This window comes from Mesorhizobium sp. NPDC059054 (assembly GCF_042739215.1).
Classification (GTDB): Bacteria; Pseudomonadota; Alphaproteobacteria; order Rhizobiales; family Rhizobiaceae; genus Mesorhizobium.
In genome coordinates this window covers 87,428-99,402 of record NZ_JBHYHV010000001.1, presented here as the reverse complement: position 1 = coordinate 99,402, position 11,975 = coordinate 87,428, and the positions used below count along the sequence as shown (strand labels likewise).

The window sequence follows — 11,975 nt, the reverse complement described above, 5'->3', positions numbered from 1 at the left end:
CTAGCGTCGGGATCAAGGAGGAGAAAATGGCCGCAGAAGCCGTGTTCCGCATCGCGGATCTGAAGAAGTCCTTCGGCTCGATCCAAGTTCTTGGCGGCGTCAGCCTCGACCTGCATCCAGGCGAGGTGACGGTGCTGATGGGCGCCAATGGAGCGGGCAAGTCGACGCTGGTGAAGGTCATCAGTGGCGTCCATTCGCGTGATGGCGGCGCCATGACCTTGGGTGCCGCCGACTTCGCGCCGAAAACCCCGGCGGAGGCCATTCGCGCCGGCGTTGTCACCGTGCATCAGAATATCAATGACGGCGTTGTCGCCGCTCTCGACGTCGGCACCAACCTGACACTCGACCGATTGAGCGGCAAAGGCCAACCTGTCTTCCTCAATCCACGCCGCATAAAGCGTGAAGCGCGTGCCGTTGCCGAACGCATGGGGCTCGACATCGACCTTGCCGCTTCGATCGGGGATCTCACGCTGGCCGACCGCCAGATGGTGGCGATTGCACGTGCCATGGCCCATGAGCCGAAAGTGCTGATCCTCGACGAGCCGACTTCCTCGCTCTCCAGCACCGAGGCCAACCGGCTGTTTGCGCTCGTGGACCGGCTGAAGTCGCACGGCGTCGCCATCCTCTACATCTCGCACCGCATGTCGGACATCCGCCGCCTGGCAGACCGCATCGTCTCGCTGCGCGACGGCCAGATCGTCGGCACGTTCGATAAGAAGCCGCTCGATTATGAAGGTGCGGTCAATGCCATGCTGGGCCGTAAGGTTCACCAGAGCGCCTTCGACGCCAGATCGGGCGGCAACACGATCTTCACCGCCGACGATCTGGTGATCGCCGACGGCGCCAGGCCAATCTCGCTGTCCCTGGGTGACGGCGAGATCGTCGCGATCACCGGCCTGGTCGGTGTCGGCAAGACGGCGCTCGCCGAAACGCTGTTCGGAATGCGTCAACCGCTCGGCGGTTCGATGGCCCTGAACGGGCGCAGCTACAGCCCCCGGACACCGGCCGAAGCGATCGGCGCCGGCGCCTTCCTTGTTGCCAAGGATCGCAGCGAAAGCGGCATTGTCGGCGCCTTCAACATCTACGAGAACATGAGCCTGCCTTTCCTGAAGCGGATCTCGGCCTTCGGCGTGCTGCGTCGCCGCGCCGAACGCGCCATCGCCCGTCGTCAGATCGGCGAACTGGGCATCGTCTGCCGATCCGAAAAGGACGAGATGTCGACGCTGTCGGGCGGCAACCAGCAGAAGGTGATGGTGGCACGCTGGATGGCGCAATCCTCCTCGCTGTTCATGCTGGACGAACCGTTCCAGGGCGTGGACATCGCTGCGCGGCGCGACATCGCCGCGAAGCTCAGGGCAAATGCCGCCGGGCGCGCAACGCTGATTTTCGTCACCGAGATCGACGAGGCCGTTGAGACCGCCGATCGTATCCTGGTCATGTCCGAACATACGATTGTCGGTGAGCACAGGAACGAGCGCATCGACATGGACCGCCTGCTGGCGGAAGTCGCCGGCCAGACGGCGCGGGGCGCGGCCTGAAAATGAGAACGATAAAGGGGGCACGAATGGCGCAGCTATCCGGAGACTTTATGAGCAGCGAGGTCTGCGCCTAAATGCGTGATATTGCCGTGCGTTACGGCTTCCTCGTGCTGTTCGCGGCACTGGTTGCCTATTTTGCCTCCACCGCCGACGGCTTCGTGTCGCCGCAGAGCGCGGTGTTCATCTTCCAGTCGGTGGCGATCACCGGCATCCTGGCGCTCGGCGTGACGGCGACGCTGGTGGTCGGCGGCTTCGACCTTTCCATCGGCTCGGTGGCGACCAGTGCCATGATGGCGGCGGCCTATGTCATGGTGGTGCTGGACCAGAATGCGCTTGTCGCGGTGCTCGTCTGCCTGGCCATCGGTGTGCTGATCGGCCTGATCAACGGCTTCCTCATCGTCTATATGCGCGTGCCGGATCTCTTGGCGACGCTCGGCATGATGTTCCTGCTTCTCGGCCTGCAGCGCATCCCGACCGAGGGTCGTTCGATCGCGGCCGGCATGACGATGCCGGACGGTTCGGTCGCCCCCGGCAAGTTCAGCAGCGCTTTCCTGGCGCTCGGTCGCCATCGTTTCGACTTCTTCGCGCCGAACCTGGTGCCGGTCTCCGTCGTGGTGCTGGTGGTGCTGGCGGTGGCGATCTGGTTCTTCCTCGAATACACGCGTTTCGGGCGTATGATGTATGCCGTCGGCTCCAACGAACGTGCGGCCGAACTCGCCGGCGCGCCTGTCAAGGCATACAAGATCTGGGCCTATGTCATTTCCGGCATATTCGCCTCAATCGGCGGGATTTTGCTCGCTGCCCGGCTTGGACGCGGCGACATCGCCTCGGGTAATAATCTGCTGCTCGACGCGGTGGCGGCAGCGCTGATCGGATTCGCCGTGCTGGGCGCCTCAAAGCCCAATGCCTTCGGTACTGCAGTCGGTGCGCTGTTCGTCGGCGTGCTCCTGCAAGGACTGACCATGATGAACGCGCCCTACTACACCCAGGATTTCGTCAAGGGCGCCGTGCTCGTGGTGGCGCTCGTCTTCACATTCGCCCTGTCGACCAGGGCCAAGCGGTAATTTGCGGCAATCAACGACTAAAAAACCAAGCGGAGGACTTAGATGAAATTCGATCGCAGAACATTCGCCAAGCTGACCTTCGGCCTGCTCGGCGTGACGGCGCTGGGCTTTTCGCCCGCGCTAGCACAGGATAAGCCCGCGCCATTCGACAAACCTGGCCAGGTCAAGATCGCGCTGGTGCGCTATCTTTCCACGGGCGACTTCTTCCAGGCCTATCTGGCCGGCGTGGAATCGCAGGCCAAGGCACTCGGCGTTGACCTTCGCGTGCTGGATTCCAAGCAGGATGCAGCCCTGCAGGCCGACATGGTCGACCAGGCGATCGCGCTTGGCGTCAACGGCATCATCATCCAGCACGGCCTGACGGAATCGATGAAGGACGCCGCCCAGCGCGCTGTCGACGCCGGCATCAAGGTGGTTGCCTTCGACGTCAACGTCGAGAACCCGAAGATCCCGCAGATCGAGCAGTCGGATCGCGACCTTGCCCGCCTCGCGCTGGAACAGGCGATCAAGGACAATGGCGAAAGCTGGAAATCCGGCTACGTCTATGTCGCCGGCATCGCGCCGCTCGACCGCCGCAACGAGACCTGGGTGGAATTCAAGAAGAAGTATTCGGGCATCAACGAAGCCGCCCAGTTCGGCACTCTCGACAACCCGATCGCCAACTCGGTCGCCAACCAGGCCCGTTCGGTGCTGTCGGCGAACCCCGACATCAAGGTGATGTTCGCGCCCTATGACGAATTCGCCAAGGGTGTGAAGATCGCGGTGGATGAGGCCGGTCTGTCAAAGGACATCAAGATCTATTCGGCCGATATCTCGACCTCCGACATTGCGGCGATGCGCGAACCTGACAGCGCCTGGGCAGCAACCGCCGCCACCAACCCGGCCGTCGTCGGCCAGGTCTCGGTGCGCGCGCTGGCGCAACTGCTGGCCGGTGAAGACCCGGGCAAGAGCGTGATCGTGCCGCCGACGCTGATCACCCAGAAGGAACTGGTCGAAAAGGACATCAAGAACATGGAAGAATTGTCGGCCAAGCTGCCGCAGTTCGCTCATGCCGATGTCGCCATGCCGAAGTGGATGCCGAATCCGAACGCCAAATAAACGTTCCACGGCAAATTCCAGATAAAAGCAGCCCACTTCGGTGGGCTGTTTTTTTGCCGGTATCTTGTTGAGCTTGCGCCGCCTAGCTGGCGCGTCCGGCGAGAAACTGCTCGCGATGAGCAAGAGCGAATTCGTTCATCGTATATAGGGGCCTGCCGGCATGGGCTATCATGTCGAATGCCTCGCCCGATGCGCGGCCTGAACTGTAACAGTGAAACAGATCGACGATGCGTTCATAGGTCTGACTTGGACCTTCGATCAGCCGGCAATATGCGTCGTCCGATATCGGCTCATATGTGCATTCGATGCCCGTCCGGCTCGAAAAGACACGCACCGCATCCGCGTAGGAAAGCGGCTCCGGACCGAACATCTCGAAGCTCCTGTTGGCATAGGCAGGATCCGTCAAAGCCTTTGCGGCGATCGTTGCGATATCGCGGGCATCGATGAAACTCACCGGCGCATCGCCGCAGGGCAGCCTCAGCCTCCGCTCGCCGAGCAGCGCTGGTGCGTAATAGGTCACGAAGTTCTGCATGAAGGCTGACGGACGCAGGAATGTCCATGTCAAGCCAGACGCCTCGATATGCCGTTCGATCTGCCTGTGCGTCCTGCCGAGAAGATAAATCTCGTCCTCGGCCCTGAAAGCCGACAATTTGACGATATGCCCGACACCAGCTGCGATCGCCTGGTCGACGATCCTCTGTTCCGCTTCCAGCTGATCGTCCATGTCGGGTGTGACGAGGAAGAGCTTGGTGACGCCATCCAAGGCCTGAGGAAGCCCGGCGCCACTCTTCACGTCGACGGGATAGTGCTTCGCATTGCCAAGCAACGTATGCGGAGAGCGAGAGCCGGCCCGGACTCGATGTTGCTTAGCGAGCAGTTCGTGAAGCACGAGGCTGCCCACCGTACCGGTAGCGCCGAGGACAAGGATTTCGGAAGCAGTATCGGCCACCTCAGGCGCTCCGTTCGATTGCGGTGGTCCAGATCTATGAGCGCGCGCCGGCAGTGTCAGTCGTATTTTTCTGAAACATGATTCAGCGAAACAAAACCGCCGGACTGCATTCAAGAACAACAAAGGGCACCCAGCCGGGTGCCCTTTGTTGTTTCCGATGATCGTGCCATCTGCGCAGGCAGAGAGCAGAATAGACTATCTCAACGCCGCTGCGATGTTTCCGCCGTCGACGGTCGTCACATCCGCGGTGGTGCGCTCGGCTAGCGCCTGATGCAGGAAAGCCTGGGCAACATCGTCTGCCGTGACCTCCTGGCCGAGCAGGTTGCCGGACATGTAGTCCTTCTCCGAAAGGCCGCGCGCGGTGGAGCGGCTGGCGATCATGGCATCGGTCAACAGGCCAGAGCGGATGCGGTCGGCGTTGACGGCGTTCGAACGGATACCGATCGGGCCATATTCCAGCGCGTACTGGCGCGACAGGAACAGCGTCGCGGCCTTGGGCAGGCCATAGGCACCGAACTTGGCGCCCGGGTTCACCGCCTGTTTGGACGCGTTGAACAGAAGCACACCGCCGGTGCCCTGCTCGCGCATGATGCGCACCGCATTCTGCGCAACGCTCTGGTGAGAGAAGAAGTTGAGCTCGAAGCTCTTGCGCAGCAGCGCGTCGTCGATGTCGGCGATCATGCCTTCCCAGGCTGCACCTGCATTGGAAACGACGATGTCGATGCCGCCGAACGCCTTCACGGCCTGATCGAAGGCAGCGCGTACCTCGGCCGGGTTGGTAATATCCGCGCCGATGCCGATCGAATTGTTGCCGGCAGCCTTGGCCGCTTCCGCCGCCTTGGCGGCATCGAGGTCGACCACCACGACATGCGCGCCCTCACGGGCGAAAGCCTTGGCCGTGGCTGCACCAATTGCGCCCGCACCACCGGTAACCAGCACGATCTGGCCGGTGAGAGGCTTCGGCTTGTTGGAAGCGAGCTTGGCCTGCTCGAGCGACCAGTATTCGAGCGGGAACAGATCGGACTTGGCGAGCGGACGGAAGGTGCCGACGCTGGCCGCGCCCTTGACCGCCTCGATCCACATCTCGCCGACGTCGGAAGCGATCCTGGCGTCCTTCAGCGTGCGGCCGTGACCGAACATGCCGAGCCCAGGCACCAGCGACAGGCGCGGCATCGGGTCGAGCATGGTGCGCTTGACGTCGTCCAGCGCATCGTTCTCTTCGAAATAGCGCGTGTATTCAGCGATGTAGGCGGCAACACGCTTGCCGATCTCGGCCTTGTAGCCGGCAAGGTCCGCGGCATCCGGCGCCGGCAGCGCCATCGGTCCGGTCTTGATGCGGATCGACAGGTCCGGCGTCGAGACGCCGGCGGCAGCGTAGTCGGCAATGGCCGCCGAATTGACGAATTCCAGGATGGTATCCGAGGTGCGGAAATCGCTGACCATGCGGTCGAAGCGGCCCTCGCCCTTGGCGACGGCGACAGCGCCACGCAGCATAGAGGCAACCTCTTCCGGCTTAGCCAGCTTGGCCGGCAGCGACGCTGGCTTCAGCGGGTTGCTGCCGTTCCTGGCGACATAGTCCTCGGCCACCGTCACATAATGGATCATGCGGTCATAGGCCTGCCTGGCGTCATCGCCGAACGTGAAGATGCCATGCTTGTCGAGGATCAGGCCTTCGACGCTCGGATCGGCGTCGTACACATCGGCCGCGACCTTGGCGAGGTCGAAGCCTGGCTTGATGTAGGGCACGAAGCCCATCTTGTCGCCGAACACCTTCTTCGACAGCGCTTCGCTGTCGCCGCCCTGGTCGACAATCGCGAGGATCGCGGTGGAGTGGGTATGGTCGACGAATTTGTGCGGCAGGAAGGCATGCAGCAGCGTTTCCACCGACGGGTTCGGCGAGGACGGATCGATCAGGTTGGCGCGCTGCAGCGCGACCATGTCCTCATCCGAGAGACTGTCCAGCTTGCGCGCCTTGAGCAGCGTGCCAAGTTTCACTGCCGGCAAGCCCTGCGGTTCGATGACAGCCATGTCCCAGCCGCTGCCCTTCACGCAGAGCACATCCCATTCGTCACCGATGAAATCGGTGACCTTGGTCTTGACCGACGTGTTGCCGCCGCCATGCAGGACAAGCCTCGGCTCGCCGCCGAGCAGCCGTGTCGTGTAGACCCGCAACGCCAGATCGCGTCCTACGCCCTTGGCCGCATAGGCCTTCACCACGGTTTCGGCTTCGGCGTCGTTCCAGAGATTTTTCATCGGTCGTCCACATTTTCAATTGGGATAGAGGGTTGCATGCGCCGGTCATCCTGCAAGCGTTTCGGCCTGCCGGGTTGGCTGTCGGGTTCTTATAGGTCAGGCCGATCTTGCTTTTGCGACAGGTGCGAACGTTGTGCGTCGAGCAGGCGCCGCGCCATGCCTGCGGGAAGCACGAGGTGCGAGCAGAGGCCCCCGGCCAATGCGGCCTGCAGCGGCTCCAGCTTGTTGTCCTCCTGCACCACCATCATGCGCTTGGGGATGGCGCGCATCGAGGCAAGGTCGGCGGAGATGACACGGCGGTTGTAGTCGCAGTCGAGCAGATTGCCGGTTGTATCGATGAGCTGGCCGGCGATGACGCCCGCCGCGCCCCGATCGCGCAGCGCGTACATCTCCGCCGGGGTCAAGGCACCGCATTTGACGATGTGGCTTTCGGCATCGATGGTGCCGACCGAAAACAGCGCCAGATCGCAGTGCGCAACCAGCGACAGCTGTTCCTTGATGACCGGCTCGTCGCGCAGCTCGCGCGCCAGTCTTTCGGAACTCAGGGACAGCGGCGCGTAGAAATTGAGGCCCTTGGCGTTGAGGCGCCGCGCGATCTCCATCGTGCACTGGTCTGGGCGCTGCGAATAGGGTGCCCCGAGATTGCCGCAGAGCTGCACGACGGTGACATCCTGCAGGTCAGCAAACGACATCACATCGGCAACCGCATAGACGGTACGGCCCCAGGCGACGCCGATGCGGTCGCCGCGATTGACGAGATCGAGAAAGACACCGGCGGCAAGAGCCGGCACTTCCGCGCTGGCATCAAGCGCCTGGCGGTCCTGCGGCGCGATCCAGACGGTGGTGAGCCCAAATGCATCCTCCACCTCCCGCGCCAGCGTATCCTCGGTGAAAAGCTGGGTGGATGTAGAGATGTTGACGATACCCGTCTCGCGCGCCTTGCGCAGATAGGTGGCAACGGAAGCACGCGAGATATCGAGCTTCTTCGCCACCTCATCCTGGCGAAGTCCGTGCGTGTAATAGAGCCACGCCGCCTTGTGAATGATCTGATCTGCCGCCCGGATCGCCATGGGTCGAAATCTCGTTTTCGACATTATTCATGACGACTGACAAAAGTCAAACAAGCTTGTGGCGCCAAGGCTGTGCACAGGCCCGGTCAGACGATAACCTGAATTATCGATGCCGACAAAGCTGCAACCGACAGCTGTTCAGCAAGGGTTCATACCTTGCTTCTTAAGAGCACCACAGGGAGACAGTCCGGCCGATCCACATCCTTAAGCAGGACCGGCCAACCACGGAAAGGATTGCCACGATGAACCTCAACCGCCGCCACATGATCGGCCTGATGGCTGCCGCCTTTGCCTTGCCGGCAGTGCAGGCCCAAGCGCGGACCATGACGCTGACCGGAACGGTGACCTATCGTGAACGGATGATGCTGCCGCCAAACTCCACGGTCGAGGTCTCACTCGTCGATGTTTCCCTGGCCGATGCGCCTTCCAAGACAATTGCCCGCCAGGTCATCCGGCGCGCCAGAACGAGCCCGACCCGCTTCAAGTTGGCGTTCGATTCCAGCCAGATTCGCAAGGGCCGCACTTATGCACTGCAGGCCCGCATCACCCAGGGCAAGCAGTTGCTGTTCATCAACACGACGCGCCATACGGTTTTCGACGGCGGGCCGAACAACACCGAGATCCGCGTCGAGCGTGTTGCCGGAGAGCCGAGCGCCGAGCTTGGCATAGCCGGCGAATGGCTGGCCGAAGACATCAATGGTCGCGGCGTGATCGACAATCTGCAGACCACGCTCAAGATCGACGCCAACGGCGCCGTATCCGGCAAGGGCGGCTGCAACGGCTATGGCGGCAGCGCCAAGATCACCGGAAACCGCATCCGCTTCGGTTCCCTGATGAGCACGCAGATGGCTTGCGCGCCGGCCATAATGAATCAGGAAAGCAAGTTCCACGCAGCGCTTGGCGAAGCGCGCAGCTGGCGCATCGACCAGCGCCGCCGCAAGCTCACCTTGCTGGACAGGCGCGGCCGGCCGGTCGCGGTGCTCTCGCGGGTGGGCTGACCTTCACGCCTCCAGCCGGCCAGCTTTGCCTGGCCGGCCCCACGAAACGTCATGCGCGGGGATCGGCTTTGGAGCGCTGCTCCAGCCAGCTGACCAGCCGCACCAGCGGCCACAGGAACAAAAGATAGATCAGCGCCGCGCCAACCAGCGGCGTCGGGTTGGCCATCAGCGCCTGCGCGTCCGTCGCCTGCTTCAGCAAATCCGGCATCGCCACCACCGAAGCCAGCGCGGTGTCCTTGAAGATGGAGACCGCATTGCTCGTCAAGGGCGGCACGACGATACGAAGCGCCTGCGGCAGGATCACCTTGCGCATGGCGGTCCAGAACGGCAGGCCGAGCGCGGCAGCGGCCTCGAACTGGCCCTTGGGGATATTCTCGATGCCGGCGCGGCAGACTTCTGCCGTGAACGCTCCCAGCACCATGGAGAGGGCGAGCGTGGCCGACGTGAAGGCCGACAACCGGATGCCGACAAAGGGCAGCGCGTAATAGATCATGATCAGCACGACCAGGATCGGCGTCGCGCGAAAGATATCGATGAAGCCGATCGCCAGCAGGCGCAGCGGCTTCGGCGCATAGAGCCGCATCAGGCACACGCCCAGGCCGAGCAATCCGCCGAAGACAATCGCAGCGCAACCGAGCAGCAGCGTATTGCCAAGCCCGCGCAGCAGCATCGGGAAGGCGCGGACAAGAACGTCCCAGTTGAAGAAGGTTTCTAACAATCCCATCGTGACGATCCGTCTGCGTCGTTACGGTCGCATGCCGGGTCTCCGGCAATCCTGCGGCTCCCGGTCATGGTTGTAGCCCAGCGATCTGCCCTTTGGCAGCCTCCCGAACGACACGATGCCGGCGGCGTCCAACGTGTCGCCGCCGGCATCGGCCTAGCCCCCAGCCGGGCTTACTGAGCCTGTGGAATGGGCAGGATCTTGTTGGTCGAGGACTCCGCGGCAGCGTCCGCACCCAGCCACTTCTTGTGGAGCGCGGCCATGGTGCCGTCCTTCTTCATGGCATCGATAGCGCCATTGACCTTTTCGAGCAGCGGCGAACCCTTCTTCATCATGATGCCGAACTTGTCGCCTGTCGGGATTGCCGTCACCACGGCCATGTCGGGCATCTTCGTGAACGCGAACTGGAATCCGGCAATGTCACCGATGGCGCCATCGAGGCGGCCTGACTGCACGTCCAGGATCAGGTTCTGCTGCGTGTCGTAGCCGCGATATTCCTTGATGCCGTACTTCTCGGTATTGGCCTTGATCCAGGCTTCACCGACCGAAGCCGAGATCGCGCCGATGGTCTTGCCCTTCACGTCCTCCAGCGTCTTCAGCGGGGTGTCCTTCTTGGCCACCAGGGCGATGTCGCTGTCGTAATAGCCTTGCGTGAAGGCCTGGTTCTGCAGGCGATCATTGTTGATGGTGATCGAAGAGATGGCGAGATCGATGCGGCCGGAAACGGTCGCCGAAAACAGCGCCTGGAAGCCAAGGTCCTGGATTTCGACGTCCGATCCGATGCGTTTGCCAATCTCCTTGACGAGATCGACCTCGAAACCTTCGAACTGGCCGCTTTCAAGCTTGTTTTCCCACGGCGGGTTGGCCGGATAGGCACCCACCAACAGCGTTTCGGCATGCGCCAGCGACGCGGCGCCGAGGCCCATTGTCAGGGCAGCAAAGGTACCGATCAGATTGCGGCGATTGAGAAGCATTTTGGTTCCCCTTCTATTGCCCGCCGGTTCGTTGCGGCGGGATGGGTCTGTCCGGACGCGACCCTTCGTCATGAAAGTGCCGACACCAAGCGCGCGGAGGCTTCCCGGATCTGGTCCGGGTCGCGCAGCACGCACATTCTCAGGAAAGATCGCGACGCGTTGCCGAACAGGTAGCCCGGTGAGAGGCCGACGCGCGCCTTCTCGATGACGCGGGCGCAGGCTTCACGCGAATCCTCCTGTCCTTCGAAGGCGAAGAAGGCATACATGCCGCCTTTCGGCTTGGATGGAAGTATGATGCCGTCCAGCTTGGCCAAAGCATCATAGGCGATGTCCAGGCCGAGCCTTGCCCGCTCGCGGATTTCGGCCACCAGCGGCTCCCCTTGCCGCAAGGCTGCCTCGGCACCGGCCTGCACGAAGGCCGCGGTACCGCTGTTGGCATATTGGGTCATGGCGGCAAGCTGGTCGGCTACACCGGTCGGGTGCGACAGCCAGCCGATACGCCAGCCGGTCATCGCCCAGGCCTTGGAGAAGGAATTGACCACCAGGACACGGTCGTCGTCCTCGGCGATCTGCAGGATGGAGGGCGCGACCTCGCCTTCGAAGTAGAGCCGGCCATAGACCTCGTCGGAAACGATCCAGATGCCGGTGCGTCGTGAAAAGTCGAGCAACGCCTGCAATTCCTCACGCGTCGCCGTCCAGCCCAGCGGGTTGCTCGGTGTCGACAGGAAAATGGCGCGGGTGCGGGCGTCGCAACGCGCGAACACCGCATCGAGATCGAGCCGCCATTCACCGTCAAAGGCGAGCGCCACTGGCCGCGGTTCGCCGCCGACCAGATGGATGGCGTTGTGGATGTTGGGCCATTGCGGCTCGATGTAGACAACATTGGTGCCGACATCGACCAGCAGTTCCATCGCCAGCATCACGGCGTGCATGCCGCCAGGGGTTACCGTCGAGCGGTCGACGGCGATCGGGCGACCATGCAACCTGCTCTGATATTCGGACAGCGCGGTCGTCAGGGAACCGAGACCACGCATATTGGGGATATAGAAGGTCTGGCCGTTATCGAGAGACGCTTTGGCAGCATCGATGATGAAGCCAGGCGTAACCATGTCGCCTTCGCCATACCAGAGAGGAATGACATCTCCGAGGCTCTGCGCTTTGGCGGCCAACTGCGCGATATTTTCAGTGCGCAGGTCCTGGATCTGCGGTCGAATGCCCTCGAGCGGCGGAAAAGGCCGGACATTCGCCGGATAGGCGGATGCGCGACTTCTGCTCAAGGTCATATGGCAGTTCCTCCCAAACACACGCCG

The 11,975-nt window shown here is 62.5% G+C and carries 10 protein-coding genes; 4 read left to right on the top strand and 6 right to left on the bottom strand.

The features are described 5' to 3' along the window. The first annotated feature begins 26 nt into the window (after window positions 1-26). The 3 genes from ACFWXH_RS00480 to ACFWXH_RS00470 all read left to right on the top strand — a co-directional run bounded on the left by ACFWXH_RS00480 (window position 27) and on the right by ACFWXH_RS00470 (window position 3,700). The gene (locus tag ACFWXH_RS00480) at window positions 27-1,538 is read left to right on the top strand and encodes a sugar ABC transporter ATP-binding protein (RefSeq protein ID WP_379116557.1); all 1,512 of its coding nucleotides are present in this window, start codon (window positions 27-29) and stop codon (window positions 1,536-1,538) included. Window positions 1,539-1,612: 74 nt separating this feature from the next. Next, complete coding sequence (locus ACFWXH_RS00475) at window positions 1,613-2,602, top strand: ABC transporter permease (RefSeq protein WP_379116555.1); 990 nt, start codon at window positions 1,613-1,615, stop codon at window positions 2,600-2,602. Window positions 2,603-2,644: 42 nt separating this feature from the next. Then, complete coding sequence (locus ACFWXH_RS00470; RefSeq protein WP_379116553.1) at window positions 2,645-3,700, top strand: substrate-binding domain-containing protein; 1,056 nt, start codon at window positions 2,645-2,647, stop codon at window positions 3,698-3,700. An 82-nt stretch (window positions 3,701-3,782) separates the two neighbouring features. Here ACFWXH_RS00470 and ACFWXH_RS00465 read toward each other — a convergent pair whose 3' ends face one another. From ACFWXH_RS00465 to ACFWXH_RS00455, 3 genes are all read right to left on the bottom strand, one after another. Next, the gene (locus tag ACFWXH_RS00465; protein WP_379116551.1) at window positions 3,783-4,649 is read right to left on the bottom strand and encodes an NmrA family NAD(P)-binding protein; all 867 of its coding nucleotides are present in this window, start codon (window positions 4,647-4,649) and stop codon (window positions 3,783-3,785) included. 195 nt (window positions 4,650-4,844) lie between these two features. Beyond that, on the bottom strand, window positions 4,845-6,902 hold the full coding sequence (locus ACFWXH_RS00460; protein ID WP_379116549.1) for a bifunctional aldolase/short-chain dehydrogenase: 2,058 nt from the start codon (window positions 6,900-6,902) through the stop codon (window positions 4,845-4,847). An 89-nt stretch (window positions 6,903-6,991) separates the two neighbouring features. Continuing rightward, the gene (locus ACFWXH_RS00455) at window positions 6,992-7,972 is read right to left on the bottom strand and encodes a sugar-binding transcriptional regulator (RefSeq protein ID WP_379116547.1); all 981 of its coding nucleotides are present in this window, start codon (window positions 7,970-7,972) and stop codon (window positions 6,992-6,994) included. 242 nt (window positions 7,973-8,214) lie between these two features. Here ACFWXH_RS00455 and ACFWXH_RS00450 point away from each other — a divergent pair, with 242 nt between their 5' ends. Further along, window positions 8,215-8,970, top strand: coding sequence for a YbaY family lipoprotein (locus tag ACFWXH_RS00450; RefSeq protein ID WP_379116545.1), 756 nt, complete (start codon window positions 8,215-8,217; stop codon window positions 8,968-8,970). A gap of 49 nt (window positions 8,971-9,019) precedes the next feature. Here ACFWXH_RS00450 and ACFWXH_RS00445 read toward each other — a convergent pair whose 3' ends face one another. The 3 genes from ACFWXH_RS00445 to ACFWXH_RS00435 all read right to left on the bottom strand — a co-directional run bounded on the left by ACFWXH_RS00445 (window position 9,020) and on the right by ACFWXH_RS00435 (window position 11,948). After that, window positions 9,020-9,694, bottom strand: a complete 675-nt coding sequence (locus ACFWXH_RS00445; RefSeq protein ID WP_054309352.1) for an amino acid ABC transporter permease — start codon at window positions 9,692-9,694, stop codon at window positions 9,020-9,022. A 170-nt stretch (window positions 9,695-9,864) separates the two neighbouring features. Continuing rightward, on the bottom strand, window positions 9,865-10,665 hold the full coding sequence (locus tag ACFWXH_RS00440) for an ABC transporter substrate-binding protein (RefSeq protein ID WP_379116543.1): 801 nt from the start codon (window positions 10,663-10,665) through the stop codon (window positions 9,865-9,867). A 68-nt stretch (window positions 10,666-10,733) separates the two neighbouring features. Beyond that, window positions 10,734-11,948, bottom strand: coding sequence for a pyridoxal phosphate-dependent aminotransferase (locus ACFWXH_RS00435; protein WP_379116541.1), 1,215 nt, complete (start codon window positions 11,946-11,948; stop codon window positions 10,734-10,736). Between the last annotated feature and the right edge of the window lie 27 nt (window positions 11,949-11,975).